Source organism: Mycobacterium appelbergii, assembly GCF_032883035.1.
In the GTDB taxonomy this organism is placed as follows: Bacteria; Actinomycetota; Actinomycetes; order Mycobacteriales; family Mycobacteriaceae; genus Mycobacterium; species Mycobacterium appelbergii.
Genome location: NZ_JAMQTH010000001.1, coordinates 816,991 through 843,541 on the forward strand (window position 1 = coordinate 816,991; position 26,551 = coordinate 843,541).

At 67.1% G+C, this 26,551-nt stretch carries 29 protein-coding genes and 1 pseudogene; 11 read left to right on the forward strand and 19 right to left on the reverse strand.

Annotated features, from left to right (window positions below):
* Nucleotides 1–98: 98 nt before the first annotated feature.
* Nucleotides 99–1,916 carry a type VII secretion AAA-ATPase EccA gene (gene eccA / locus M1247_RS03840; RefSeq protein WP_317154916.1) on the forward strand — a complete coding sequence of 606 codons (1,818 nt, stop codon included), beginning with the start codon at nt 99–101 and terminating at the stop codon, nt 1,914–1,916.
* Nucleotides 1,917–1,968: 52 nt separating this feature from the next.
* Nucleotides 1,969–2,955, forward strand: a pseudogene (locus M1247_RS03845) (MinD/ParA family ATP-binding protein); the annotation flags it as partial.
* On the opposite strand, the gene M1247_RS03850 reads toward M1247_RS03845, so the two are convergent.
* Nucleotides 2,912–3,679 carry a class I SAM-dependent methyltransferase gene (locus M1247_RS03850; RefSeq protein ID WP_317154917.1) on the reverse strand — a complete coding sequence of 256 codons (768 nt, stop codon included), beginning with the start codon at nt 3,677–3,679 and terminating at the stop codon, nt 2,912–2,914. The pseudogene M1247_RS03845 and the gene M1247_RS03850 overlap by 44 nt on opposite strands.
* Before the next feature lie 47 nt (nt 3,680–3,726).
* Between M1247_RS03850 and glpK the strand changes: the two genes are divergently transcribed.
* Nucleotides 3,727–5,244 (forward strand): glycerol kinase GlpK, encoded by a 1,518-nt coding sequence (gene glpK / locus M1247_RS03855; protein WP_458695186.1) that lies wholly within the window; start codon nt 3,727–3,729, stop codon nt 5,242–5,244.
* On the opposite strand, the gene M1247_RS03860 is transcribed toward glpK, so the two are convergent.
* The 3 genes from M1247_RS03860 to M1247_RS03870 form a co-directional block, all read right to left on the reverse strand.
* Nucleotides 5,245–5,922, reverse strand: coding sequence for a hypothetical protein (locus tag M1247_RS03860; protein ID WP_317154918.1), 678 nt, complete (start codon nt 5,920–5,922; stop codon nt 5,245–5,247). It abuts the gene before it with no gap.
* 20 nt (nt 5,923–5,942) lie between these two features.
* A complete protein-coding gene (locus M1247_RS03865) occupies nt 5,943–6,665 on the reverse strand; it encodes a PadR family transcriptional regulator (RefSeq protein WP_317154919.1) in 723 nt (240 codons plus the stop codon).
* 88 nt (nt 6,666–6,753) lie between these two features.
* On the reverse strand, nt 6,754–7,275 hold the full coding sequence (locus tag M1247_RS03870) for a PadR family transcriptional regulator (RefSeq protein ID WP_317154920.1): 522 nt from the start codon (nt 7,273–7,275) through the stop codon (nt 6,754–6,756).
* A 57-nt stretch (nt 7,276–7,332) separates the two neighbouring features.
* Between M1247_RS03870 and M1247_RS03875 the strand changes: the two genes are divergently transcribed.
* The 3 genes from M1247_RS03875 (at nt 7,333) to M1247_RS03885 (ending at nt 9,435) form a co-directional block, all read left to right on the forward strand.
* Complete coding sequence (locus M1247_RS03875) at nt 7,333–8,649, forward strand: carotenoid oxygenase family protein (RefSeq protein ID WP_410506798.1); 1,317 nt, start codon at nt 7,333–7,335, stop codon at nt 8,647–8,649.
* Between the two features lie 94 nt (nt 8,650–8,743).
* On the forward strand, nt 8,744–9,130 hold the full coding sequence (locus M1247_RS03880; RefSeq protein WP_317154922.1) for a heme-binding protein: 387 nt from the start codon (nt 8,744–8,746) through the stop codon (nt 9,128–9,130).
* A gap of 17 nt (nt 9,131–9,147) precedes the next feature.
* On the forward strand, nt 9,148–9,435 hold the full coding sequence (locus M1247_RS03885; RefSeq protein WP_317154923.1) for a hypothetical protein: 288 nt from the start codon (nt 9,148–9,150) through the stop codon (nt 9,433–9,435).
* On the opposite strand, the gene lfrA is transcribed toward M1247_RS03885, so the two are convergent.
* The 4 genes from lfrA to M1247_RS03905 all read right to left on the reverse strand — a co-directional run bounded on the left by lfrA (nt 9,432) and on the right by M1247_RS03905 (nt 13,271).
* Nucleotides 9,432–10,964: an efflux MFS transporter LfrA gene (gene lfrA / locus M1247_RS03890; protein WP_317154924.1), complete on the reverse strand. Its 1,533-nt coding sequence runs from the start codon at nt 10,962–10,964 to the stop codon at nt 9,432–9,434. The two genes, M1247_RS03885 and lfrA, sit on opposite strands and share 4 nt — an antisense overlap.
* A gap of 55 nt (nt 10,965–11,019) precedes the next feature.
* On the reverse strand, nt 11,020–11,595 hold the full coding sequence (locus M1247_RS03895; RefSeq protein WP_317154925.1) for a TetR/AcrR family transcriptional regulator: 576 nt from the start codon (nt 11,593–11,595) through the stop codon (nt 11,020–11,022).
* Nucleotides 11,596–11,660: 65 nt separating this feature from the next.
* The gene (locus tag M1247_RS03900; RefSeq protein WP_317154926.1) at nt 11,661–12,416 is read right to left on the reverse strand and encodes a class I SAM-dependent methyltransferase; all 756 of its coding nucleotides are present in this window, start codon (nt 12,414–12,416) and stop codon (nt 11,661–11,663) included.
* 15 nt (nt 12,417–12,431) lie between these two features.
* Nucleotides 12,432–13,271 (reverse strand): RDD family protein, encoded by an 840-nt coding sequence (locus M1247_RS03905; protein ID WP_317154927.1) that lies wholly within the window; start codon nt 13,269–13,271, stop codon nt 12,432–12,434.
* Between the two features lie 32 nt (nt 13,272–13,303).
* Here M1247_RS03905 and M1247_RS03910 point away from each other — a divergent pair, with 32 nt between their 5' ends.
* Nucleotides 13,304–14,296 (forward strand): stage II sporulation protein M, encoded by a 993-nt coding sequence (locus tag M1247_RS03910; RefSeq protein ID WP_317154928.1) that lies wholly within the window; start codon nt 13,304–13,306, stop codon nt 14,294–14,296.
* A gap of 135 nt (nt 14,297–14,431) precedes the next feature.
* On the opposite strand, the gene M1247_RS03915 is transcribed toward M1247_RS03910, so the two are convergent.
* From M1247_RS03915 to M1247_RS03935, 5 genes are read right to left on the reverse strand one after another with little or no spacing between them, the layout of a single operon-like run.
* Nucleotides 14,432–15,754 (reverse strand): DUF58 domain-containing protein, encoded by a 1,323-nt coding sequence (locus M1247_RS03915; protein WP_317154929.1) that lies wholly within the window; start codon nt 15,752–15,754, stop codon nt 14,432–14,434.
* Nucleotides 15,754–16,725 carry an AAA family ATPase gene (locus M1247_RS03920; RefSeq protein ID WP_317154930.1) on the reverse strand — a complete coding sequence of 324 codons (972 nt, stop codon included), beginning with the start codon at nt 16,723–16,725 and terminating at the stop codon, nt 15,754–15,756. The genes M1247_RS03915 and M1247_RS03920 overlap by 1 nt, the downstream gene beginning before the upstream one ends.
* The gene (locus M1247_RS03925) at nt 16,722–17,858 is read right to left on the reverse strand and encodes a DUF4350 domain-containing protein (RefSeq protein ID WP_317154931.1); all 1,137 of its coding nucleotides are present in this window, start codon (nt 17,856–17,858) and stop codon (nt 16,722–16,724) included. The genes M1247_RS03920 and M1247_RS03925 overlap by 4 nt, the downstream gene beginning before the upstream one ends.
* Nucleotides 17,855–18,508 (reverse strand): DUF4129 domain-containing protein, encoded by a 654-nt coding sequence (locus tag M1247_RS03930; protein WP_317155024.1) that lies wholly within the window; start codon nt 18,506–18,508, stop codon nt 17,855–17,857. Before M1247_RS03930 ends, M1247_RS03925 begins: the two co-directional genes overlap by 4 nt.
* Complete coding sequence (locus tag M1247_RS03935) at nt 18,502–19,731, reverse strand: glycerophosphoryl diester phosphodiesterase membrane domain-containing protein (RefSeq protein WP_317155025.1); 1,230 nt, start codon at nt 19,729–19,731, stop codon at nt 18,502–18,504. The genes M1247_RS03930 and M1247_RS03935 overlap by 7 nt, the downstream gene beginning before the upstream one ends.
* Before the next feature lie 88 nt (nt 19,732–19,819).
* Here M1247_RS03935 and M1247_RS03940 point away from each other — a divergent pair, with 88 nt between their 5' ends.
* From M1247_RS03940 to M1247_RS03950, 3 genes are read left to right on the forward strand one after another with little or no spacing between them, the layout of a single operon-like run.
* A complete protein-coding gene (locus M1247_RS03940; protein WP_317154932.1) occupies nt 19,820–20,500 on the forward strand; it encodes an SIMPL domain-containing protein in 681 nt (226 codons plus the stop codon).
* A 9-nt stretch (nt 20,501–20,509) separates the two neighbouring features.
* A complete protein-coding gene (locus M1247_RS03945) occupies nt 20,510–20,974 on the forward strand; it encodes a GatB/YqeY domain-containing protein (RefSeq protein WP_317154933.1) in 465 nt (154 codons plus the stop codon).
* A gap of 42 nt (nt 20,975–21,016) precedes the next feature.
* Nucleotides 21,017–21,187: a hypothetical protein gene (locus M1247_RS03950; protein ID WP_317154934.1), complete on the forward strand. Its 171-nt coding sequence runs from the start codon at nt 21,017–21,019 to the stop codon at nt 21,185–21,187.
* Here the strand turns inward: M1247_RS03950 and M1247_RS03955 are convergent.
* The 4 genes from M1247_RS03955 to M1247_RS03970 are packed head-to-tail and all read right to left on the reverse strand — an operon-like array spanning nt 21,184 to nt 24,002.
* On the reverse strand, nt 21,184–21,981 hold the full coding sequence (locus tag M1247_RS03955; protein ID WP_317154935.1) for an acyl-CoA thioesterase: 798 nt from the start codon (nt 21,979–21,981) through the stop codon (nt 21,184–21,186). The genes M1247_RS03950 and M1247_RS03955 overlap by 4 nt on opposite strands.
* Before the next feature lie 37 nt (nt 21,982–22,018).
* Complete coding sequence (locus M1247_RS03960) at nt 22,019–22,516, reverse strand: SRPBCC family protein (RefSeq protein WP_317154936.1); 498 nt, start codon at nt 22,514–22,516, stop codon at nt 22,019–22,021.
* Nucleotides 22,517–22,536: 20 nt separating this feature from the next.
* Nucleotides 22,537–23,367, reverse strand: coding sequence for a class I SAM-dependent methyltransferase (locus tag M1247_RS03965; protein ID WP_317154937.1), 831 nt, complete (start codon nt 23,365–23,367; stop codon nt 22,537–22,539).
* Entirely contained in the window at nt 23,364–24,002 is a 639-nt protein-coding gene (locus M1247_RS03970) for a TetR/AcrR family transcriptional regulator (protein ID WP_317154938.1), read from the reverse strand. Before M1247_RS03970 ends, M1247_RS03965 begins: the two co-directional genes overlap by 4 nt.
* Nucleotides 24,003–24,077: 75 nt before the next feature.
* On the opposite strand from M1247_RS03970, the gene M1247_RS03975 reads away from it, so the two are divergent.
* On the forward strand, nt 24,078–25,253 hold the full coding sequence (locus M1247_RS03975; protein ID WP_317154939.1) for a serine/threonine-protein kinase: 1,176 nt from the start codon (nt 24,078–24,080) through the stop codon (nt 25,251–25,253).
* Nucleotides 25,254–25,258: 5 nt separating this feature from the next.
* On the opposite strand, the gene M1247_RS03980 is transcribed toward M1247_RS03975, so the two are convergent.
* Together M1247_RS03980 and M1247_RS03985 are read right to left on the reverse strand one after the other, a co-directional pair.
* Entirely contained in the window at nt 25,259–25,924 is a 666-nt protein-coding gene (locus M1247_RS03980) for an FMN-binding negative transcriptional regulator (protein WP_317154940.1), read from the reverse strand.
* Nucleotide 25,925: 1 nt separating this feature from the next.
* Nucleotides 25,926–26,519 carry a helix-turn-helix domain-containing protein gene (locus M1247_RS03985; protein WP_317154941.1) on the reverse strand — a complete coding sequence of 198 codons (594 nt, stop codon included), beginning with the start codon at nt 26,517–26,519 and terminating at the stop codon, nt 25,926–25,928.
* Nucleotides 26,520–26,551: the final 32 nt, after the last annotated feature.

Sequence of the window (26,551 nt, forward strand, 5' to 3'; positions counted from 1 at the left end):
ACTTAGTACAATCGCGGGCGTCCGTTCGGTGCTCTCCGGGACGCAATGATGTGCGATCTCTTGCGATCACCGTGCAGTGAGGAGACGGGTCAGCTCCGATGAGTGGATTCACCGACGCGCAGCGGGTATTCGACGCCGGAGTGCTATCGCTTGGCATTCCGATCGACGGGCTGGAGACCGAGCGCGACCTGCAGTACGCGGCGCTCGCGTTTCGGCGGGCCACCGAATACGACCCGGATATGTGCGATGCCTGGTTGGGTCGCGCGGCGACCGGCGACGTCAGTCCGGAAGTCATCTATCACCTGTACCGGACCAGCACGCTGACCTTGTTTCGTGAACAGCGTCGGCTCGGCTTACCGCAGCGGGCGTTGAGCGGGCGTTTCCAGACCGGGCTGTACCTCGACTACCCATTGAGCACCAGGACCGAGATGTGGCTGGCCTACGCGGCCAGCATGATTGGCGGCCGGGACTTCAACGAAGCCGAGCAGGTGCTCGACGAGCTCGACCGGGTCCGCGCCGCGGCGGGGGATGGTGACGCGGGATCCGCCGAGATCTGCGCCTATATCCGCGGGGTGCTGCACTTCACCACACAGCGCTGGCACGACGTGCTGTCCGCGTTGAGCCGGTCCGGGTCGTTCACCGACACCTACGTCGCTGCCGGCGCCGATCTCATGGTCGGGTCGGCCTGCGCGCAGATGGGCCTGTTCGGGGAGGGAATCCGCCGGCTCGACCGGGCCATCGAAGGGCCGGTGCCGGGGGCACGGCGCGCCGCGGAGTTCTGCAAGGGACTGACGTTGCGGGAGATGGGCGAAGAGCAGGAGGCCCGGGTGATCTTCGAGCGGATCTACAGCGAGGACCCGGGATTCGAGGCAAACGCCGCGGCATTGGCGGATCCGAAATACCGTCTGGTCATCACCTCCAAGGACATCATCGAATCCCGCACCGACAAGTGGGATCCGGCCAGCGCGCCCACCGGGGAAGACCTGATCGCCGACGATCTGTCCGAGCGGGGCAACGAGTACCTGCGGGCCGCGCAACAGGAGCTGGATCGACAGATCGGCTTGGCGGACGTCAAACTCCAAGTGGCCAAGCTCAAGTCGACGGCGATGCTGGCAAAGGTGCGCGGAGACAAGGGACTCAACTCGGCGGCGCGCAGTCTGCACCTGGCGTTCACCGGTCCGCCCGGAACGGGTAAGACCACGATCGCACGTGTGGTGGCACAAACTTATTGCGGCCTGGGGTTGTTACGGACACCGAATATCGTTGAGGCCAAACGCCACGACTTCGTCGGGCAGCACCTCGGCAGTACCGCGATCAAGACGACCGCACTGATCGATTCGGCGATGGACGGCGTGCTGTTCATCGACGAGGCCTACACATTGATCCAGACGGGGCTGTCCGGCGGCGATGCGTTCGGCCGGGAAGCCGTCGACACCCTGCTGGCGCGGATGGAGAACGACCGGGACCGTCTGGTCGTGATCATCGCCGGATACGACGCCGAGATCGATCGCTTCCTGGCGTCCAACGAAGGTCTGGCGTCCCGGTTCACCAAGCGGGTCCGGTTCGGCTCGTATGCCCCCCAGGAGCTGGGGGACATCGGTCGGCTGATCGCGCGAACCAGGGATTCCGAGCTCTCGGAGGGGGCCTACGAGGAACTGGTCGCGACGTGTATCACGATGTGCCAGACCGAGGCGATCGACTCGTCGGGTCAACTGCGCCCGGGCATCGACCTGGCAGGCAACGGTCGGTTCGTGCGCAATGTGATCGAGGCGGCCGAGGAGGAACGGGAGTACCGGCTCAGTGAAAACCACGGGGGGAACTTGTCAGATCTGGACGAAGCTCAGCTGATGCGCATCGAACTCCCGGATATGCAGGCCGCGCTCAAACAGGTGCTCGGCATGCTGGCGCCGAATTGAGACGTCGACATGACAGGGGTGAGAAACAGCCATGACCTACAGCGACGATGACGGATCGACCCCGTTCATCGCGGCCGCGCCGAGCCGGCGGCCGCCGGTGGTGCCGACCAACCGTGATCTCGGCCTGGTCCGCGGTGCGCCCAAGCCTCGATCAGGTTGGCGCAAGGCCGTGTACCGGGCCACCGGGCTGAACCCGGGAATCTCGACTCAGGATGCCGCCCACGACGCACTCGTCGACCAGGTCAACCAGCCGGTGTCCGGGGGACCGTTCAACATCGCGCTGTTGTCGCAGAAAGGTGGGGTCGGCAAGACCACCACCACCGTCGGTCTCGGTGCCACGTTGGCGGCGACCCGTGGTGACCGGGTCATCGCGGTGGACGCAAACCCCGACTTCGGCACGCTGGCCCAACGTGGACCGAACGAATGCGATTCCACGGTCCGCGACGTCCTGCTCGACGAAGGCATCGCTCGATACTCCGACATGCGTCGCCACACCTCGCAAAGCTCAAGCCGGCTGGAGATATTGGCCTCTGAGCGTGACCCGGCAACCTCGGAGGCATTTTCCGAGTCCGACTACCGTGGCGTGCTGGGCGTGTTGCAGCGCTTCTACAACATCATCCTGACCGATTGCGGCACCGGGCTGGTGCACTCGGCGATGGCCGGTGTGCTGGATGAGGCCGACGTGATCGTGATCGTCGCGTCCCCGGCCATCGACTCGGCGCGCAGCGCCCTCGCCACGCTCGATTGGCTTGAGCACAACGGCTATTCGCGACTGGTGCCGCTGTCGGTGGTGGTGGTCAGCGCCTCGCGGCCGGGCGCGCTCGGTCTGGACATGGGGCAGCTCGCCAATCACTTCCTGCCCAGAGTGCGTGCGTTGCATGTGATTCCGTTCGACGACCATCTCGCGGAGGGCGCCGAGATCGACCTCGGACTGCTCAGTCGGCACACCCGGCAGTCCTTCCTGCAGCTGGCCTCGACCGTCACCGACGTCTTCTCTACCGCATCGCCCGGCTCGCCAGCACAATCTGTGGGCTCATGAGTCCGCCGCGCAGCTCGAGCTCGATGGCCGGGTCTGCGTGTGCGGCAAGCGTCCGCAGTGCCGACGGGCTGTAGCTGCGCAGCGAGCTGATGAAGCCGTCGTGGACGAACGGAATCAGCGGTGCGGCAGGCAGCATCGTCGCCAGCCGCAACAGGTGCAACGGAGACGGGGGCCGCGGCAGGTCGATGATCAACAGGGTGCGCGCCACCCGGGTGGCCTCGGCGAAGACCTGCGCGGCTTGAGCCGGCGGCAGATGGTGAAACGACATCGCGAACATCGCCAGGTCGAAACTCCCGTCCGCGGCATCGATTGCCGTCGCGTCCATCTCCCGCACCAGGGCACGGGGATCCGAACCCAGATCGCCCGCGGCGATCGCGGCGACCGACTCCGGGTTCAGATCGGTGACGGTCACGTGCGCGGTGGGGTGGTCCCGCAGCAGTTGACTCGACACCGCACCGTGCCCGGCGCCGAGTTCCAGGATCCGTGGGTCGGCGACCTCGGCGACGAGGTCGAGCGCGATGCCGGCGAACTGCTGATGGTTCTTGAAGACGCGGCCGGTCCAGTCCAGCGCTCCGATGACCTGGCGCTTGACCGAGTCGTCCACATCGTCGCGGTCGAGGTATTCCAGCCGGTCGGTCTCGAGCAGTCGATCCAGACATGACGCGTCGAACCCACCCCTCGGCATCCGATCGATATCTTCGATGTCATCACCCATGTAGGCCATGATGGACGTTCCGGCGGGCGGAGCGCAGGGACCGGGGAAGGAACACAGTGGCCGAGTACGTCGCAGCGATCGATCAGGGCACCACCAGCACCCGATGCATGATCTTCGACCACGGTGGTCTCGAAGTGGGTCGCCACCAGCTCGAACACGAGCAGATCATGCCGAAGGCCGGCTGGGTGGAGCACAATCCGGTCGAGATCTGGGAACGTACCGCCGCGGTGGTAATGACCGCGCTGAACAAGACGAATCTGGCCGCGACCGACCTCGCCGCGCTCGGCATCACCAACCAGCGGGAAACCTCACTGGTGTGGAACCGGCGCACCGGCCGGCCGTATCACAACGCGATCGTCTGGCAGGACACGCGGACCGACCGCATCGCCGCGGCGCTGGACCGTGACGGCCGCGGCGACGTGATCCGACGCAAGGCAGGACTGCCCCCGGCGACGTATTTCTCGGCGGGCAAGGTGCAGTGGATCCTGGAGAATGTCGACGGTGTCCGGCGCGACGCGGAGAACGGCGACGCGATCTTCGGCACCGCGGACAGCTGGGTGATGTGGAATCTGACCGGTGGGGCGCGCGGTGGTGTGCACGTCACCGACGTCACCAATGCCAGCCGCACCATGCTGATGAACCTGGAGACTCTCGACTGGGACGACGAACTGTTGTCGTTCTTCTCGATTCCGCGTCAGATGTTGCCCGAGATCAAACCGTCTTCCTATCCCGCCTCCTACGGGATCACCCGCGACGACGGACCGTTGGCCGGCCAGGTACCGCTGACCGGGATTCTCGGTGACCAGCAGGCCGCAATGGTGGGTCAGGTGTGCCTGGAGGCCGGCGAGGCCAAGAACACCTACGGCACCGGCAACTTCCTGCTGCTCAACACCGGAGAGAAAATGGTCCGTTCCGAAAACGGCCTGCTCACTACGGTGTGTTATCAGTTCGGGGACGCCAAACCTGTTTACGCACTGGAAGGGTCGATCGCGGTTACCGGTTCGGCGGTGCAGTGGTTGCGTGATCAGCTCGGCATCATCAGCGGTGCCGCGCAGAGCGAGTCGTTGGCCCGTCAGGTTGCCGACAACGGCGGGGTGTACTTCGTCCCGGCGTTCTCCGGGCTGTTCGCGCCGTATTGGCGTTCGGATGCCCGCGGTGCGATCGTCGGGTTGTCCCGGTTCAACACCAACGCGCATCTGGCCCGGGCGACGCTGGAGGCGATCTGCTATCAGAGTCGCGATGTCGTCGACGCCATGGAGGCCGATTCGGGGGTGCACCTTGAGGTGCTGAAGGCCGACGGCGGTATCACGGCCAACGATCTGTGTATGCAGATCCAGGCCGATGTGCTCGGCGTGGACGTGGTCAAGCCGGTGGTCGCCGAGACCACTGCGCTCGGTGCGGCGTATGCGGCCGGGTTGGCGGTCGGGTTCTGGGAGAACGCCGACGATCTGCGGGCCAACTGGCAGGAAGGCAAGCGCTGGACGCCACAGTGGGACGAGCAGGCGCGGGCATCGGGTTACGCGGGCTGGCAGAAAGCCGTTGGGCGCACGCTGGATTGGGTCGACGTCAACTGATCACTGCTGCGGGTAGCACTTGATCATGATCGGCTTGAGCTCGTCGTAGAACTGCGCGCCGAGAAGGGCGTGTTGGACCCTGTCGTTTGCCCGCACGGCGTCGGTGATCTGCCCGGACAGCTCGCCCAGCCGTTTGGCGTGCTGCGCGACATCGCCTTCGGTCACCTGCCCGGCCTGCTCGTGGATCACCTTGGCCCAGGTGTCGAAGTCGCCGACCGTCGGGCCCTGGCCTGCCGCGAACACCGGCAGGATCAGGCCGGAACTCGCGCGACTGGACTGCACCAGTGGATCGGCCTGCCTGCAGCCCGTACCCGACATGTAGGTGAAACCCACCGCGGCGACGACGACGACCGCAGCAGCGGCTGCGGCCGCCGTCGCCTGCGCTCGGGTACGGGGTTCGGCATCGGGAACCAACCTGCGCCACATCACGTGGGCGACAATCGCGGCGGCCACCGCGAACACTGCCATGAGCGCGGCGGCCAACGGCTGCCCGACTCCGGATGCGGAGTTGGTGGCGCCGGCCGTGGCCACCGTGGCGAGCAACACCAGCAACCACTGCCAGACACCGCGCCTGCGCTCATAGGCATCGACATCACGGAACTGGACTCCGATGACGGCGCCGGCGGCAGTCAAGACTGCGACGAGGGCCGGTACGGCGATAGTGACGAGGCTGTCCACGTGCGCAGCCTACGGGCCGCTCACTCCTCGCCGAGGACCTGGTAGATCTCGCGGCGGGCGTTGTTGACGATGTCGAGGATGCGCTGCTGCTGGTCCTCATCGGCCGAGTAAGACGACTGGGCGACGGCGCCCATCAGTTGACCGATGGCCCCGCGGAGGTTGACCTCGGCGGGATCGACGTCCTGGGTGAACTGCTCCCAGGGCGGGGTCTCGACCTTTTCCGCGGCGCCGCGGCCCTCTTCGGTCAGCTCGAACAGCTTTCTGCTGCCTTCGGCCTCGGCGGCGACGATCAGTCCTTCATCGACGAGCAGTTGCAGCGTCGGGTAGACCGATCCGGGGCTGGGACGCCACAGGTCCTGACTGCGTTCGGCAATCTCCTGGATCATCTCGTAGCCGTGCATGGGGCGTTCGGCCAGCAACGTCAGGATGGCGGCGCGGACATCCCCGCGTCGACCGCGACGGCTATGGCCGGGACCGCGACGACCGCCCCTTGAGCCTGGACCGAAGCCGAAACCGCGGCGCGGGTCGAAGCCGAATTCAAAGCCGCGGCCGGGTCCGAAGCCTGGCCCGAAACCGGCCTGGCAGTCGGGATCGACGGTGCGTTCGCGGGCCTCGTGGATCTGTGCCCGCAGCTGCTCGCGGAATTCGCGACGCGCGGCGCGCTGCTGGTGATGAAAGGCGCGACGGTCTCCGGGGCCGAAACCGAAACCGAAGCCGCCTGGTGGTGTGAATGGGGTGCTCATAGTGGCATGTCCTTTGTTTCACGGGACGCCGAATGCGTCTCCGATACGTTAACGATATATCGAAGACTATCGCGATGCAACGATAAATTTAGTCGCGATCGTCGAGGCGTCCGATGAGCCAGCGGGCCCATTCGGCCTGCGCGAGGTGCGCCCGGATGCCGTAGACCAGGGCGGCGTGCGCGTAGAAATCGGCGGCGCTCTCAGACCAGGATTGGGTTGCCTCAAGCTCCCTGTAGCGCTTCACCTCGGAGTCCGAGTGGTCTGCAGCAGCGACCAGATGGCTGCGCGCCTCGGCTGGTGGCAGTTCGCTGAGCAGGAACATCCGCAGCAACTCGGCGCTTCGTTCCGGCGGATCGTCCTGCGCGTGGGTGATCCAGCGCATCAGTTCGGCGCGGCCGGCGGCGGTGGCCCGATACTCCTTGCGGCCGCGGGGCCCGATGTCGGACACCTCGATCAGGCCGGCCGCGGCAAGCTTGTTCAGCTCGCCGTAGAGCTGACTCTGGGTTGCCGGCCAGACGTTGGCCATCGACTTCTCGAAGCGTTTGAGCAGGTCGTAACCGCTGCCCGGGTGTTGGGCCAGCAGTCCCAGTGCCGCCATGCGCAGACTCATGACTGCAGCTTACCGTCCACTATTGACATGTCAGTTCTGGAGTGTCACGGTATGGGCATGACTGAAGTCAACAACGGCCTGCCCAGCACCGGTGAGTTCTTCCGCCGCGGCAACTACGCACCTGTCGCCGACGAACTCACCTCCTACGACCTGTCCGTCGATGGAGCCATTCCGCCCGAGCTCGACGGGTGGTATCTGCGCAACGGCCCGAACCCGCGACAGGCCACCGCCCACTGGTTCACCGGCGACGGCATGATCCACGGTGTCCGCCTCGAGGGCGGCGCCGCCAAGTGGTACCGCAACCGGTGGGTGCGTACCGACAGCTTCATCGAGGATTTCCCGCTCTACAACGCCGACGGCACCCGCAATCTGCGGTCCAGTTTGGCCAACACCCATGTCGTGAGCCACGCCGGGAAGACCCTCGCGCTGGTGGAGTCGTCACTGCCCTACGAGATCACCAATGATCTGGAAACATTGGGCGCCTACGACTTCGGCGGCAAGCTCGTCGACTCGATGACCGCACATCCCAAGATCTGCCCGACCACGGGCGAGCTGCATTTCTTTGGTTACGGAAGCATTTTCGAGCCGTACGTGACCTATCACCGTGCCGACGTGAACGGCGAGCTCACCCTCAGCCGTCCGGTGGACGTCAAGGCGCAGACCATGATGCACGACTTCGCGATGACCGCGAAGCATGTGATCTTCATGGATCTGCCCGTCGTGTTCGACCTGGACGTCGCCATCAAGGGTGAGGGCGACATGCCGTACCGCTGGAGCGATTCCTATGGCGCCCGCCTAGGCGTGCTGCACCGCGAAGATCCGTTCGGTGAGATCCGCTGGTTCGACATCGATCCGTGCTACGTCTTCCATGTCGCGAATGCCTACGATGTCGGTAATTCGATTGTGCTGCAGGCGGTCCGGTACCCCGAGCTCTGGCGCCGCGGCGGTGACTTCGACGTCGCGGCCGTGTTGTGGGACTGGACGATCGACCTGGCGGCAGGCACGGTTACCGAACGTCAACTCGACGATCTCGGCGTGGAGTTTCCGCGCATCGACGACCGGCTCGCCGGGCTGAACGCGCGCTACTCCGTGGTGGTGGGGGACAACTGCTGGGTCCGCTACGACCTGACCACCGGTGACGCGGTGCGCCATGAGCTGGGCACCCACGGACCCGGCGAGGCGGTGTTCGTTCCGATGCCGGGGGATAGGGACGAAAGCAACGGCTGGTATCTGGGATACGTCTACAACCCCGACCGCGACGGCAGCGATCTGGTGATCCTGGACGCGTCGGACTTCTCCGGTAAGCCGGTCGCGACCATCGCGCTGCCGCAACGTGTCCCGTACGGATTCCACGGCAACTGGGTGACCGGCTAGGACGGGTAGGCCGTCTTTGGTAACGAGCAGCTCAATCGGGCCATTTCAGGTGGCCGATCCTGCTACTCTTCAGCGCCACGAAGGGAGCTCAACCATGGCATTCCCAACATCGAACCGGAGTCGCACCGTAGGCCGATTGATCGGCGCCAGTGCGTTTCTCATCATTGCGTCGCCCTTCCTCGGCGCCGCCCTCGGCTCCGCCGAGCCGCCTCCGCCGCCACCCCCACCTCCGCCCAACTGCACTGCCGCCGACCTGGCCGGTGTCGCCTCGGGTGTCGCCACGTCCACCTCCGGGTATCTGTTCACGCACCCCGAGGTCAACGACTTCTTCACCGGCCTGCAAGGACGCCCGCACGACGAGGTTCCCGACGCGGTCCGCACCTTCTTCGACTCCCATCCGCAGGAACACGCCGACCTGCGTGGCATCCGTCAACCTCTCGTCGACTTCCGCGCCCGTTGCGGTGTCGCCGACCACGAGTGATGCGGTCAGGAGACGTCATGCGATCAGTACGCGCAGTCGCCGCGAGTGCCATTGCGTTCGCGGCGATACCCGGTGCCATTGTTCTCATCGCCCCGGCCGGTACCGCGCTGGCCGACGTATGCGCCAGCGCCGGTCGACGGATATCGGTCGGGGGCTGCGTCAACATCGCTGACGCCGTCGCCCCGTATGTGCCGCCGCCCGCCTATTACGCGCCGCTGCCCGAGGATCCACCGCCGCCACCGAACGTCAACGCGTGCGTGGGTTACAACGGCCGGTGGGTCAACGCAGGCGGCTGCACGCCCTAGACCCGGGTGTCGTCGCGGCGGAACGTGGCCGCAACGACCCCCGCAGCGGCCAACGCCAGGATGGCCGCGATGATGGCCGTCGGTGCGATTCCCGAATCGAATGCGGTGCGCGCCGATTCGAGCAACCGCTCAGCGGTGCCGGCAGGCACGTCGGCGGCGACCGAGACCGCGCCACCGATACTCTCGCCGGCGTCACCGGCCTGCTGGGGCGTCAACCCCGGAGGAACCTGAACGTTGTTCCGGTAGAACGCGCTGAAAATGGTGCCTAGTGTCGCGGTGCCGACCACGGCGCCGAGCTCGTATGCCGTCTCCGAGACAGCCGAAGCCGCACCTGCTTTCGCCGGAGGAACCGACGAGACGATGGTGTCGTTGGAGACTGTCTGGGAGACGCCGACGCCGAGCTCGAGAACCACGAAGGACGCGATCACTGCGACAACGCTCAGGTCGTGACGGAACACCAGGATCAGCAGGAAGCCCATCGCGACGAACACCAGACCGAAAACCATCAGCGACTGTGGCGAAAAGCGCTTGGCGGCCTTGACCACCGCCAGGCCCGCGATCATCGACACCACTGCGCCGGGCAGCGTGACCAGACCGGCGGTCAGCGGTGACAGGCCCAGCACCAGTTGCAGATGCTGAGAGATGAAGAAGATGAACCCGATGAGTCCGACGATGGACAGGAAGTTCGCCAGGATCGACGAACTGAACGGGGCGTAGGAGAACAGGTCGATGTCGAGCATCGGCGTGGCGCTGCGTCTCTGCCTGCGCACGAACAGCGCGCCGGAGGCGATTCCGACCACGAAGGCGAGCCCGACGAGCCCCGACAGGCCGTCGTGGGCGGTGGTTTTGATCGCCCACACGAACGGCAGCATGGCGGTGAACGACAACACGACGCTGGTCAGATCCAGCGGACCCGGATTCGGGTCACGCGACTCCGGCACCAGCCGTGGCCCCAGCACCAGTAGTGGCAGCAGAATCGGCACCGCCACCAGAAACACCGAGCCCCAGTGGAAATGTTGCAGCAGTGCGCCGCCCACGATGGGCCCGAGGGTGGAGCCGGCCGTGAAGCACGAGGCCCAGATCGCGATCGCGAGCCGACGCGACGAGGCGTCGGTGAAGATGTTGCGGATCAGCGACAGCGTCGAGGGCATGAGCATCGCGCCGAACACGCCGAGCACGGCGCGAGCCGCGACCAGGTACTGGGCGCTCGGGGCGAACGCGGCGGCGGCCGAGACCACCGCGAAGCCGGACGCGCCGATGAGTAGGAGCCTTCGCCGGCCGAGTCGGTCACCGAGGCTTCCCATGGCGACGAGCAGCGCGGCCAGCACCAGCGAGTAGACGTCGACGATCCAGAGTTGGGTGGAGGCCGCGGGACGGAAGTCTTCGGCGATCAGCGGCAGGGCGAAGGCCAGCACGGTGTTGTCGATGGCGATCAACAACACCGGCAGTGTCAGTACGGCCAGCGCAACCCAGGCCCGCTTCGGGGTCGGTGTGGTTGTCGATGGTGCGCCATCGATGAAGGCGGACATGGGGCGAGCTCCTGTGGTGCAGCGAAATAGGGTGCGGCTTACGCCGATTCAACGGCTAGGCGCGCGGCAGATGGATGGTGCCTGCGGTGAGACTGGTCATGATCGCGTCGACGATCTGGTGGCGCGCAGTGCCGTCCTGTTTGGCGGCTTCGTAGCCGGCCAGCAGCAGTGCCCAGAACACGCGTCGTGCCCATCCTGGGGGGTATTCGGGTCGTTCCACCGAAGCGCGGTTGAGCACCTCCACGATTGCCTCATCGCCCGTGTCCAGGTAGGCGGCCAGTTCGGCGTCAGCCAGGATCGTCGGCTCGTTGTAGATGAAGAGCACGATGGGGCCGAGATCGAGCTGGCTGTCCACCACCCGGCGCAGCGCGGCCTCGGCGGGACCGTCGGCCGGGTCGGCGAGTTCGATCGCGGCATTGCTGAGTTCATGGACGTGCAGGGCGAGCGCTCGAAGAAGATCGCTTCGTTCCGGGTAGTACCGGTGCACCGTGCTGCGTCCGACACCTGCGGCGGCAGCGATATCGCTCAGCGCTGCGGTGGGGTGATCGGCCAGCACCGTCATCGCGGCGTCGAGGATCGCCTTGCGGGTGCGCTCACGCGCCCCACTCTCCATCGACACCTGGCTGGTCATGGATGAAAATATAACAGTCCAGGGCCAAAATGAGACAGTGATGTCCCATTGGTGTGGTCAAGAACTCATCGGCCCCGTTTTTGTGCCTCGAACAGGTGCCGTGAGGAGTGCGCGACAAAGGGTCCTTCGGCCTCGATCTGCCGGTGAAGTCGCTGTAGCCGGTCGCGGTACTTCTCGACCGTGAAGCCCGGCACGGTCCAGATCACCTTGCGCAGGAAATACACCACCGCACCGATATCGAAGAACTCCATCCGCAGCCGTTCGGAGCGCAGATCGACCACCTCAAGTCCCACGGCGCGGGCTGCCGCGCTCTCGTCTTCCGGGCGACGCGCGTTCCGGGGCTGTGGTCCGAGAAAGAATTCCACGAGCTCGAACACGGTTGCTGGGCCGACGTGCTGGGCGAAGTAGGTCCCGCCGGGGGTGAGCACACGGGCAATCTCCGCCCACCACACGGTGGCGGGGTGTCGGCTGAGCACCAGGTCGAATGCGTCGTCGGCGAACGGCAGCGGCGGCTCGTCGGCGGCAGCCACCACCACCACGCCACGGGGCCCGAGCAGCCGGGTCGCCTTGGCGAGATTGGGCGGCCACGATTCGGTGGCGGCCATGGTCGGCGGGAATCGCGTCGCACCGGCCAGCACCTCGCCGCCCCCGGTCTGGATGTCCAGGGCCGCCGAGGACGTCGTCAACCGTTGGCCCATCAACCGTTGATAGCCCCACGAGGGACGCTCCTCGGTGGCCCGGCCGTCCAGCCAGGAGAAGTCCCAGCCGTCAACCGGTGCGTCGTCGGCCTCGGCCACCAGGGTGTCGAAATCATGTGTCACTGGTTGCCTCTCCGCTCAGCTCGGCGGGGTGAAGCCACCGGTAGGCGCCGGGGGCTGCGGTGGCGGTGCGAACGGTGGTGGCGCCATGGCGGTGGGCGCAGGCACGGGCATCCGGCGGGCCAGCTCGCGGCGGTGCCGTTCGGCGAGGACCGCGGCCAGCACGTACTGGGGCGGCGCCCCGGGTGGCGGCGGGGGTGAAATCCGCGCGGCGACCTCACCGAGGATCCGGTGGGCCATGTCGTCGCGTACCCGCGGATCCAACTGTGATGCCCTGGAGAGAAACTGCCGGGCCAACTCGGCCTGTTCGGGGCCGAGCCCGGACAACTGCAGCGAAGCCGCCCACCAGGCCAGGGCCGGCGGCATGGCCGGTGGCGGTGTCAGCTTGGGGCCGCGCTCGCTGATCACCACGGTGCCGGCGAAAATGTCCCCGATCCGCTTGCCCCGCGCTGAGAGCAGGCTGCAGATCACCGCGGGCCCACCCGTGAACATCCAGATCTCGACGAAACCGGCCAGGGCACGAAACAAGGCCTGGCGGAAACGTTCCGGGCTGCCGTCTTCGGAGACCACCCGCAGTCCCAGCGCCATCTTGCCCAGCGAGCGACCCCGGGTGGCGGTCTCCATGATCACCGGGTATCCGACCAGCGCCAGCACCGTGAAGATGATCAGAATGGCCGCCGACAGCGCGTCGTCGAGCTGGCTCAAGGTGATCGCCCACAACAGCACGCCGAGGATGTAGCCGATGAAGACCACGAAGACGTCGATCATCACCGCCAGTGCGCGTACCGGCAGCTGCGCGATCTGAACGTCGAGAACCACGGCATCCCCGGTGACCACGGGCTCAGGCTGGGAAACCATACCGCCACACGCTACCGATTAAGCTTTGCCGAGTGGATGTCGATGCGTTCGTAATGGCCCATCGCGCCACCTGGGACCGGTTGGAACAGCTGGTGAAACGCCGCAGGCGGTTGACCGGCGCCGAAGTGGACGAGCTGGTCGACCTGTACCAGCGGGTGTCCACCCACCTGTCGATGGTGCGGTCGGCGTCGAGCGACTCGGTGCTCGTCGGCCGGTTGTCGGGACTGGTGGCCCGGGCGCGCGCGGCCGTGACAGGGGCACACGCCCCGTTGTCGCGGGAATTCGTGCGGTTCTGGACGGTGTCGTTCCCGGTGGTGGCCTACCGGTCGTGGCGGTGGTGGCTCGGTACGGCGGTGGGTTTCTTCATCGTGACGATCGCGCTGGCGGTCTGGGTGTCCGGCAACCCCGAGGTGCACACGGCGATCGGAACCCCAAGCGAGATCCAGGAATTGGTCAACCACGATTTCGCGTCGTACTATAGCGAACACCCGGCGGGATCCTTCGGACTGCAGGTGTGGGTGAACAACGCGTGGGTGGCCGCGCAATGCATCGGGTTCGCGATCCTGCTCGGGCTTCCTATTCCGTATGTGCTGTTCCAGAATGCGGCGAACCTGGGGGTGATCGCCGGGCTGATGTTCCATGCAGGCAAAGGCGACCTGTTCCTCGGTCTGCTGACCCCGCACGGTCTGCTGGAACTCACGGCGGTGTTCCTGGCCGGTGCGGTGGGCATGCAGCTGGGCTGGTCGGTGATCTCGCCGGGCAACCGGCCGAGGGGCCAGGTGCTCGCCGAGCAGGGCAGGGCGGTGGTGGCCGCCGCGATCGGACTGGCGGTGGTGCTGTTGATATCCGGTGCCGTCGAGGCATTCGTGACACCGTCGTCGTTGCCCACCTTTGTGCGGATCGCCATCGGCGTGGCCGTCGAGATCGCATTCCTAGCCTACGTTTTCCACTTCGGCCGCAAGGCGGTCCGGGCGGGGGAGACCGGCGATGTCGAGGATGCCCCCGACGTTGTCCCGACGGGTTAGGCGTCCCCGGTCGCTTTTCCGGTCACCTTTCCGGTCACCTTTTCTGGCGAGAAGACACTTAGGTACCCGTAACGCGCCCATTTTGGGGACATAAGTGCCTGCTCGCGCTAGGGAGGCGAGGGAACTAGAGCGATATCAGAGCTTTCCACCCGCTTTCATCGCCAGGTAGTGGTCGGCCAATGCCGGCGCCAGCTCCTCCGGCGGGGCGTCGACCACATCCACTCCGTGGCCCCGCAGCCGGGAAGCGATGGCACGGCGATCATTGCGGGCGCGCTCGGCAGCTGCCGCGTCGTACACCTGCGCCGCATCGGCACGACCGGCGGCCAGCTGATCCACCCGCGGGTCGGCGACCGCAGCCAACAGCACCCGGTGACGTGCCGACAACTGCGGCAGCACCGCCATCAAACCCTCGTCGAGCGCCGAGGCATTCAGGTCGGTCAACAGCACCACCAGCGCGCGCCCACGCACGCGGCGCCGCACCGCGGAAACCAAAGCCGTGGCGTCGGATTCGACGAGGGCGGGCTGCAGCGGCGCCATCGCCTCCACCAGCGCAGCCAGCAGCTCGGTGCGCGACGCGTTGAACACCCCGGCGCGGGTCACCCGGTCGATGGCCAGAAAATCGACATGGTCCCCGGCTCGGGAGGCCAGTGCCGCCAACAGCAGGGCGGCATCCATCGACCAGTCCAGCCGCGGCCAGCCGCCGGGATCGCTCGCGGTGGGATCGACGCCGACCCGGCCCGCCGAGGTGCGGCTGGTGTCGAGCACGATCACCACCCGACGGTCCCGTTCCGGACGCCAGGTGCGTACCACCACGTCGGCCCGCCGAGCGGTCGCGCGCCAGTCGATCGAGCGGACGTCGTCACCCACGACATACTCACGCAGAGAATCGAATTCGGTGCCCTGCCCGCGGATCAGCACCGGGATCGCGCCGTCGAGTTCGCGCAGCCTGGCCAGCCGGGACGGCAGGTGCTTGCGCGACAGGAACGGCGGCAGGATGCGCACCTGACCGGTGGCCCGGTGTGAGCCCTGCCGCCCGGCCAGGCCGAGCGGGCCGATCGACCGCACCGTGACCTGCGCCGACTGCTGATCCCCGCGGCGCACCGGCCGCAGCCTGGTGACGATGCGAACCTGTTGCCCGGCAGCGATGTTCACCTCATGTGCGCGTGGGGTGGCTGACGCGCTCGGTGCCCAGGCGTCGCGGATCCGCCCCCGTAACCGCCGCCTACCCGAGTTCTGCACGGTCAATATCGCCTCGACCGGTTGTCCGAGCCGTGCCGTGGAGTCCCCGCCACGCTGCAATTGCAGGTCACGCACGCCCCCGGCGAGCGTCACATCGGCGACGACCGCGACGGCCAGTAACAGCACCAGCGCCAGGAAAGCCGTTGCAGGCCTTGGTGCCAACCCGATCGGCAGGACGCAGATCAGGGCGACCAGGCCGGCGCGGCCGGTGAGAACCATCAGCGCGGTACCGGGACTGACGCCAGAATCCCGTCGAGCACACCGTCGGGGGTGGCGCCTTCCAGCTCGGCCTCCGGCCGCAGGGCGATCCGGTGGCGCAGCGTGGACCGCGCCATCGCCTTGACGTCGTCGGGCGTCACGTAGTTGCGCCCGGACAGCCAGGCCCAGGAGCGGGCGGTGGCCAGCAGTGCGGTGCCGCCGCGGGGAGACACGCCCAGTTGCAGAGCCGGGGAATGCCGGGTGGCGCCGACGATGTCGACGATGTAGCCGAGCACCTCGTCACCCACTAGGACCTGCTTGACTGCCTCGCGTCCAGCGGCGAGCTCGGCCGCACCGGCCACCGGCCGCAACGCGGACAGGTCCCGCGGGTCGAAGCCGTGCGCGTGGCGGCTAAGGATCGCAATCTCCTGATCCCGCGGCGGCAGCGGCACATTCAACTTCAGCAGGAACCGGTCCAGCTGGGCTTCGGGCAACTGGTAGGTGCCCTCGTACTCGATCGGATTCTGGGTGGCCGCAACGATGAACGGGTCAGGGAGCGAACGGGGTTGACCGTCGACGGTGACCTGACGTTCCTCCATCGCCTCCAGCAGTGCAGCCTGCGTCTTCGGCGGCGTCCGGTTGATCTCGTCAGCCAGCAACAGGTTGGTGAACACCGGGCCGGCACGGAATTCGAACTCGGCTGTGCGCGCGTCGTAGACCAGTGACCCGGTGACGTCGCCCGGCATCAGGTCCGGGGTGAACTGCACCCGTTTGAAGTCCAGCTGCAGCGTCGCCGCCAGCGTGCGCACCAACAGCGTCTTGGCGACACCGGGCACCCCCTCGAGCAGCACGTGGCCTCGGCAGAGCAGCGCGATCACCAGGCCGCTGACCACCGCATCCTGGCCGACGACCGACTTGGCGATCTCATTACGTAAGGCCAGCAACGCAGTTCGTGCCGTATCAGAGTCAATGGTGGGGGCTGGCTGAGTCACGACTGCGCGACCTGCCTTTCGATGTCGTCGAGTTGGTTGGCGAGGTGGACCAGATCAGAATCGGTGGCCGGGGGCGGCCCGAACAGTGTGTGAGCGTGGCCTGCGGCGTCGCCACCGCAGCGGGCGGTGACCGCCGCGGCCACCGCCGCCGGCCGCGCCTCTGCGGTCAGGCCGAGCCGGGGGAGCAGCCGCTGCAGAGTGGCCGTGCGCAATGCGTCGGCGGCCCGGTCGCGGGCCCGCCGGGACCGGTACAACCGACCGCGTCCCTCGACGGTTTCGGAGGCGCGGACCACGACGGGCATGGACTCGGCCACCAGCGGCCCCAGGCGTCGGGCCCGCCACACCGCCAGCAGCGCCACCACCAGGAACAGTTGCAGGACGACCCAGGAGATCTGTTTGGGCAGCAGGCTGAACAACGATGCGTCGCCGCCAGATTCGCCCTCGAAGCGTTGTGGCGCATACCAGATCATCCTGGGCTGGGCGCCGGCCAGATTCATCGCGAGCGCGGCATTGCCCTGCTTGAGCAGGCCCGAGTTCGACATGAACGTGGCAGTGCCGACGACGGTTACGGTTCGCCCGCCGTCGTGGTACCGGGCCACCGCGCCGCGATAGCAGCGTGTCACGGGCGTATCCCCGGCGGCTTCGAAGGTGTTCGTCGCCCCCAGTTGGGTTTCGCCGGCACGGACGGCTTCGGCCAGTTCGCAATCGGGTTCGCCACCGCCGAAGGCATCGGCGTCGCCCAATTTGAGTGCCGGGGCCAGTGCCTCCCTGGTTTTGCCCACCGGTTCGATCACCAGCAGATCGCCGGGGGCCTTGGCCAGGCGCTGCAACTGCTCATCTCCCGAGAGGTACATCGTCTGTGCCGCCACCAGCAGGGTGCCGGGCCGTGCGGCGCGTTCGACGTCATCGATGGTTCCTGCGGTGATCACGTCCACGCCGTGCTCGCGCAGCAGGGTGACCAGGGCGCGGGCTCCTTCAGGCGAGGTCGCCTGGGGATCCATCCGGCCGCCGGCGCGAGGTGCCGTCAGGTAGGTACTCACCGCGGCCACGGCGATGATGACCACGAGTGCCAGTACCACCCAGCGGCCGGTGCGCCAGCGACCGCCGGCGCGAGGAAGGGTCTTCTGTGTCATCGCACCGGCGTCCAGCCCAGGGTGGCGGCGGGTGTTGCTGCGGGGTTGACTGCTACGGGACCGCGGTCCCGTAGCCTGCCGTCGAGGTCGGCGATCATTCGGTATGCACCCTCGGTGCCCGGTTGTTCACCGTAGGTTACATCGTTGAATGTAGTTGCGGCAGTTGATAATTCGGTAGATAAGTCGGGAAGTGCGGCGCCGGCGTCGCGGCCGAGCTCGGTTGCCGTGCGCCCCGGCACTGGGTCGAGTACCCCGGCTTCCTCCAGGTGCCGCGCGACGGCGCGCAGTCGATGACGGATCGCTGATGCCCAATTGCCGCTCGCCGCATATTGTTCGGCGGTGGCACGGTGCTCAGCGGCGCTCAATTCTCTGTCGCCGAAGAGGCTGTAGTCCACGCCGCTGCTGCTGCGCATGGTGCGCCGGGCGATGCGCACCGCCACCACCACGGCCACCACGGCCAGGATGGCCAGCACCGCGATGGTGAACCAACCGCCGGGAACCGTCGAGCCTTTCGACGCGATCCGGTACAGGAGCTCGTTGAGCCAGTCGCCGAGTTGTTCGGTCGGTGAAGATCTGGGATAGATCGGTTTGCTCAACTCATTCTGCGCAGTGTCATGCGCAGCGTCACGGTCGATTTCGATGCTCACCAGAAGCGCCGGGTCAGCCAGAGTTGATCGGTGGACTCAGCGGGCCCGGCCGCACCGGTCTGCAGGACCAGGTCGAACGCCTCGGCACGGATCCGGCGATCGGTGTACAGCAGCACCACCACACCGGCGCTGAACGGCGCCGTGATGATCTGCCCGAAGGCGCTGCCGATCGCGTTCAACACCAACCCGGCGACCGACAGGCTCTCGGCGCCGATCGACAGGACCTGACCGGCGACGCTGAACGGCACGGCGACCGCACCGGAGATCACCGATGCCACGATGGTGGCCAGCAGCCAGATGCCGAAGACCCGCCAGAAGTCCTTCTTCACCAGTGCGAACGAGCGTCCGATGGCCGCGAAGATGCCGAGTTGCTCCAGCACGATCAACGGCGGCGCGAACAGCAGCACGGTGGCCGCGTACAGCAGGGCGACGAATGTCACCAGCACCAGCGGCGCCCCGATCAGGAAGCCTGCCAGCCCGCCGCCCACGCTGCCCGCGGCGACGATGATGACCACGATGAGCCCGCCGATCACGATCACCGCCAAGGCTTCCAGCGCGGTCAGCCCGATCAGTGCCGGAAACCGGCTGCGCAACCGCTGCCAGGCTTCTCCGATGGTGATCGATCCGCCGAACACCGAACGCCCGATGACGACCGTGAGCAAACCGCTGAGCAGCACCGAGGCCAGCACGGTGACGATGATGCCTGCGATCGCCCCGCTCGAGAACAGCACGAGTGTTCCCGTCGAGGGCATTTCGCCCTGCAGGGTGGACTCGGACGCGCCGAGTGTGGCCAGCGGACCGATCTGCACCAGGAGCACGATGATCTGGGACACGATCACGACAATCGTGGTCAAACCGAGCGTGGCCTTCGGGTTCTTCCGGATGTAGGCCACCGCGCCGTTGAAGATGTCGGACAAGGTCAGTGGGCGCAGCGGAATGACGCCTGGTTTGAGCGCAGCCGGATAGCCGGGCGGTGGCCCGTAGCCCGGCGGCCCGTAGCCCGGCGGCCCGTAGCCCGGCGGCCCGTAGCCCGGTGGTCCGTAGCCAGGCGGTGGGCCATACCCGGGTGGCGGCCCGTACCCCGGCGGAGGCGCGAATCCTGGCGGTGGTCCATAACCGGGGGGAGGGTGGTAGCCGGCGGACGGGTGGTAACCCGGAGGCGGTGGGCCCGGCGGCGGCGGGTGGGGTGGAAAGAACCCGTCGGCGTCGTTGCTCATGTTCTCCATCCTGTCCATGGCCCGCGAAATTGACAACGTGCCCCATCCCTCATCAGTAACAGTCATAACAGGTAACGGGCCAACTACGGTGAGGCGTATGCCGACCGAGATCATCGTCCGCGGATCCTGCTCTGCGTTCCAGCCTCCCGAACGTGCAACGGTGCACGCCACGGTCTCGTTCGAGGGTCCCGCGATCGAGCCGGTGTACGAGCGCGTCGCCCGTGACCTCGACGCGGTGAAGGCGTCGATCGGGCCGTTACACAATCCCGACGACGGCCCCGTTACCTGGTGGTCCACTGCGCAGCTACATACCTGGGCGAACCGGCCCTGGAACAACGAGGGCAAGCAGTTGCCGTTGGTGCACCACGCCAGTGTGGGCCTCGAGGTGAAGTTCAGTGACTTCACCGCACTCTCGCGCTGGGTCGGTGAGCACATCACCGGCACCGCGGGGTTTGCGTTGTCGCGCATCGAGTGGGCGTTGACGGCCGTGCACCGCGAGGAGCTGGTTGTGGAGGTACACACCGGCGCGGTGCGCGACGCGGTGGTCCGCGCCCAGCGCTATGCCGATGCGCTGGGCCTCGGCCCGATCCGGCCGGTGGCGATCGCCGATGCCGGCATGCTCGGTCATTCGTCGCCTGCGGATGTGCCCCAACTGCGGGCGATGGCAGCGGTGCCGATGGGCTCGGCCCGCGAGGTGGAACTCGTCCCGGCGGACATCGAGGTGTCGGTGTCGGTCGATGCGCGATTCCTCGCGGGTGGCGACGCGGGCGCGGCGTAGGTTTGCCATATGGCCGAACTCAAGGACAGGCTGCGCGCCGATCTGACCGGAGCGATGAAGTCGCAGGACAAATTGCGCACCGCCACGTTGCGCATGCTGTTGGCGGCGATCCAGACCGAGGAAGTCTCGGGCAAGCAGCCCCGTGAGCTGTCGGACGACGAGGTCATCAAGGTGCTGGCCCGCGAATCCAAGAAGCGCGGTGAATCGGCCGAGATCTACACCCAGAACGGCCGCGGCGAGCTCGCCGCAACCGAGCACGCCGAGGCGCGCGTCATCGACGAGTACCTGCCGACGCCGTTGACCGACGCGGAGTTGGCCGATGTCGCCGACACCGCGATCGCGCAGGTGTCCGAGGAGATCGGTGAACGCCCGGGCATGCGCCAGATGGGCCAGGTCATGAAGGCCGCCACGGCGATCGCCGCGGGCAAGGCCGACGGGGCACGGCTGTCGGCTGCGGTGAAGTCACGCCTGTAGGGCGCACGTTTGAAATCCTGCCGAACGGGTAGTTCCAATGCCATGCCACGCGGAGAAGGCATCTACGACGAACAGCACGCCGACGAACGCCGCGCCGACCGGCGCGGGGGCGCCGTCGACAAATCCCATCCGGATCGCAAGAGCGACAAAGAGATCCGTGAGGCCACACCCGACGTGGACGCTGACGGCGGCGCGCAGGAACCGCCCGATTAGGCGATCCGCCAGAGTGCTTCCTGGGTGACACTGGCAACGAGGGCCCCGTTGGCCGCGTACAGCGATCCGACCGCGAGCCCCCTGGAATCGTTGTGATTGACCGGCCGCACCTCATACCGGTGCCACTGGTCAGGGGCGAACGGGCGGTGAAACCAGATCGAATGGTCAAGGCTGGCCGCGAATCCGAGCTCCGCCCGTAGTTCAACCTGCGGAGGTAGCGCCGCGGGCACCGGCCCCAGGTCGGACATGAAGGTGAGCGTGCAGGCGCGGATCAGCGGGTCGTCCTCGATCGCGACGCGGGTCCGGATCCAGAACGGCGGGACCGCGAACTCCGATCGATCTCCGGGCAGGGTGCGCAGTTCGAACCATTCGCCGAAGTCCAGAATCGAGTCTTTCCCTGCCGCAGCGTCGAATTCGAGAGCCGGGGTGACGTCGGGCGACCAGTCGACGCCGGGTTCTGGCTGGTGGAACGAGACGATCATCTCCAGGATCACCGCATCGTCCTGAATGGCGGTGACCCGGCGGGTGGCGAACGAGCGCCCGTCACGGGTGCGTTCGACGTGGAAGTCGACGTCGGCGTCGTACCTGCCGCCGCGGACGAAGTAGGTGTGCAGTGACTGCGGCAATTTTCCGGCGTCAACGGTGGCGCCTGCGGCGGCCAGCGACTGCGCGGCGATGAGCCCGCCGAAGAGCCGGTCGACAGCGCCGCGGCGCGGTTCGCGAATCCGGAACGTGTCACCGTCCCGGTCGAACTGCGTCAGCCGGTTGATCCAGCTCTTCGTGGAGGTGGTCATCGCGCTGACGCTACCGACCACTTGGTTGAGGCCGTCGTCACACCCGGCCGGCGAAGTAGCCCTGGCCGTCGGAAGCCGTTCGGCCGAATGCGGCCTTGAGGACGGGGGCCAGGACTTTGAACGGTAGCGCGAAGGCGGATTTCGGCTCGATCGCGACGATCCAGGTGAAGTCGGTGTGCCCGTCACCTGCGGGTTCGATCAGATAGTCCTCGGCGAAGCGCCTCAGCGACGGAATGCTGGCGTGGTCGACGGTGAACGAGTACCGGCGGCCGTCCTCCCACCGGAAGAAGGTCTCGTGGACCCGGACCAACCCGGGCGCCAGCACCACTTCGCGGCTGGTGCCGACGCCGAACGGACGCTGGGACAACCAGTGGACATCCTTGACCGACGCGCCCCAGGCGGCCAGGGACTCGTCGGAGGTCAGCGACTCCCAGACCCGCTCCGGTGTGGCGGCGAAACGCTTGCGGTAGGTGAAGATGTGCGGCGCCGTGCTGAAGAAGTCGGCATCGGCGGCTTCGAGGGTGAACCGAGCCATGCGGTGAGCATGCCACCCGGTCAGCCGAAGGTATACCGCAATGGACGGCCGAGTCGACGGATCGCAGGGATGCGATAGGCCCCACGGAGCAGTTTCCGGTTCAGCCAGGACAGCCGCGCCCCCATGCCGGGTGCATCGGAGTACCAGAGTTCGGCATCCAGACGCAGGCCGGGCACGGCGCGTTCGATGCTGTGGGGGTCCCCGATGCTCCAGCCGAGGCGTGCGCCGGAGGCCTTCACACAGCCGTAGCGCTGCAGGAACCACAGGCCACCTCGGTTGTAGCCGTCGAACAGCAATTCGCCGGACGGGAAATGCCCGACGATGCGACGCAGCATCGCGATGCCGTCCCCGGCAGGCAGGTAGGGGGTGACGCCCTCGGCGATCACGAGCACCGGTGCCCCGCCTGCCACCTCGTCGAGCAGCGTCGGGTCGGTGATCGAGCCTGCGATCATCCCTACGCCGTCCCGGTCCGCAAACAGCTTGCGTCGCAAAGCGATTACGTCAGGATGGTCGACGTCATACCAGGTGACCGACGTGGGCGGGGCGACACGGTAGGCGCGGGTGTCGAGGCCACAGCCCAGATGCAGCACGGTGCAGCGCGGGTGGGCATCGATGAACTGTCGGGCCCAGATGTCGTACGCCTTGGCCCGCACGGCCAGCGACACGTGATCACTGCGGCGTATCCGGAGCTTGCCGAAGTCGTAGTCGATACGGTGCAGGGCCTTGTCCGCGTCGGTGTCCTGCAAGATCGAATCCGCGCGCCGGCTCTCCATCGCCTTGCCGTAGAGCGTGGCGAGGGTGGTTTCCTGCGCACCGGAGAGGGTGACTTTCCCGGCCTGTTCTTCGGTCACTGCTCCTGCTCCTGTTGATAACGTGTCAAGCCGGTGCGCGCCAACGACATCAGGTCGGCGCCCGCCAGATCCGGTGAGATCGCATCGAGTACCGCCCCGCTGATTCGCGCCAGCAGCGTGGGAGTGAGTGCGTCGCCCCCGAGCACACGGACCAGGTGCGGGTGCAGCACCCACACGCCGAGCCGCATCGCGACGTGGACCGCTGCCAGCGTCCGCAGGTCGGTGTGGGCGGCGCGGCCCTGCGGCGGATGGGTCTCCAGATAGCGTTCCGTCAGCTGCACAAGATCGTCGAACAGCTTTGCCGCTCCGGGTGATTCGTCGACCATGGCACGGGACACATAGCGCAGCACCACCGGTGCGCTCCGGTACACGTCACCGACATAGCCCGGGTCGGCGATGGCCTGGCCGTCCACGCCTTCGGTGATCACCCGGCGCAGGTAGTCCATGACGTGGTCATCGCACGCATCACGCAATCCCTGCTTGCTGCCGAAATGGTGCGAGACCAGCCCGGGTGCCACGTTCGCCTCGGTGGCGATCGTGCGGATCGTCGTCTCCCTGACCCCATGCTCGGCGAACAGTCGCATCGCGGTGTCGCGGATCCGGGCCCTAGTGGTCACATCCTCGATTGGACGCATGATCAGGAAGTTAAACAAATGACCAGTAGATTGGTCAAGCGTTCAATCCCGATCGTTGTGGATATAGTCCGATGCATGGGGAGCGCAGATCAACTCCTCGGAAACCGCTACGAATTGCGCGGTGTCTTGGGGCGCGGCGGGATGGCCGAAGTGCGAGACGGCTGGGATGTCCGGTTGTCACGTCCGGTCGCGGTCAAGCTGCTCTATCCCGGCTGGAGTGCCGACGCCGACCTGCGGAAGCGATTCGAGGAGGAGGCGCGTGCCGCCGCGGCGTTGAACCATCCGAACGTCGTCGCCGTCCATGACAGTGGCGAACACCACGGCACGCCGTTCATCGTGATGGAACGGCTGCCCGGGCGTACGCTCGCCGACGACATCGCCGTTGGTCCGATGCCACAGGCCAGGGTGGTGGCGCTGCTGGGGGAGATCCTGTCCGCACTGGCGGCCGCCCACGCGGTCGGCATCCTGCACCGCGATATCAAGCCGGGCAACATCCTGATCGGCGCCTCCGGCCACGCCAAGCTCGCCGATTTCGGCATCGCGAAATCCGATGGGGCGGTGCACACCCGCACCGGGCAGGTGCTGGGCACCATGGCGTACCTGAGCCCGCAGCGTCTGGCAGGCCGGCCGGCAGGCGTCAGCGACGACCTCTACGCGGTCGGGGTGCTGGGCTATGAGGCGCTGACGGGGCGCCGTCCGTTCGAGCACGACAACCCGGCCGCCATGGTGCACGCCATCCTCGGCCAGACCCCCGTGCCGATCGCGGTGGCGCGCCCCGACGTCGACCCGGCTGTGGCCGCGGCGCTCGAGATGGCGATGGCTCGCGAACCCGCCCAACGCTTCCCCGAGGCCACCGCGATGTGGGCTGCCCTCAGCGGTCAGGCGCCACCCACGACGCGATTCGCCGCGGCCCGCCCGGCCACGAAAGTGCTGACCGCGCCCCTGCCGCCACTCCCGGCGCCACCGCCCGCGGCGTTCGGTCCCGCGCGGCGTTCGCACACCCGGTTGGTGCTCGGAATCGCCGCGGTGCTGGCCACTCTCGTCGTGGGTGCGCTGCTGCTGGTACTCAGCAGTTCGCCCGATGTCGCGCCGAGACAGGTTGCCCCCGTCACCGCGACTTCGACGCCCGTGACGACCGTTGCGCCGCCGACCTCGATGGCACCGGTGCAGGACGAGACCGGGCCGGGCCACGGCAAGGGCCATGGCAAGCAGAAAGAACACCCCAACAAAAAGGGCAAGCCGCACGACTGAGGTGACTAGTCCTTGTCGCGGTGGGTACGCCAGTCGCCGATCGCGGCGAGGCGTCGCCGCTGCTGGGCGGCGGCGCGCGCGTCGAGCCCATGGTCTCTTTTCTCGAGATTGTCGATGACGCGTTCGCGGTGTTCGACGGGATTCGCGTCGTCGTACTTGAACTTGGCCTCGACGCGCAGCACTTCCAGTCGCACGCCGCGGATACCGGCGAGCATCCGTCCGTAGGGGTCCGCGCCGACGGCGACCGTGGCGTGGCGACCCTCGGGCTGGAAATCGTCGAGCTGTGCGGTGAGAATCCGCACCTTACCTTCGGGATCGTCGACAACAGTTGGGCGACATACGAACTGGACCGCCGAGTAGTAGCTGGTCGGCACCCCGTCTTCGTCGGGTCCGCCAGCCTTGGCGCGCCAGTAGGTCGGTATGTAGGCGTAGTCGCCGATCACCGCGAGGCGTACCTCGGTCGCCGCCTCCAGGTGCGCCCACACGGGATTGGGCCGGGCCAGGTGGATCAGCAGATCGCTGCCGGCGACGGTGAAATGCGTGGGCACCACGAGCGGGGCTTGGGCCGGCTCGATGTTGTTCACCGCGAGCATCCCGAACCGGTCGGTCGAGGCCAGCCAGGCCTGCCACTCTTCGGTGTCGAGTGCGGCATCCCATGGGTGGATGAGCATCTCAGTCTCCTTTCTGACGAACTCCGACGCCCGGTTCGAAGACGGTCAGGGAGAACCGCGCCGGTCGGTCGTGTGGATTGGCGTAGGAATGGGCGGTGTCCCCGGGAAATGCCACCGCATCACCGGCCTCGAGGCTGACCGATTGATCGGCCACCTCGACGGTGAGCGAGCCCTCCTGGACGTGGATGAGCTCTGCGGTGCCCGCGGCGTGGGCCTCGCTGGTGTGCCGGTCGCCCGGACCCAGGGTCCAGTCCCACAGCTCGACCACATCCGGGGGCGTGGTGCCTGCCACCAGGACCCCGTGTCCTCCGGCCTCGCCGCGCCACAGCGTGGCGCCGTCGCCGCGGCGAGTGACCTTGACCGACTTGGCTTCCGGCGGTTCGACCAACGCAGGCAGCCCGACCCCGAGCGCATCGCTGAGCCGCAGCAGGGTGCCCACGCTGGGATTGACCGCGCCCTGCTCGACGCTGACCACCATCCGGCGGCTGACCCCGGCGGTCTCGGCCAGTCGGTCCAGCGTCCAGCCTCGCGCCTGGCGCTCCTGTTTGACCCGGGCGCCGATCGCCGAGGCGAGGTGTGCGGCGGCCTGATCCATGGGTGCAATATAGCGCACTGCGAGTGCACTGC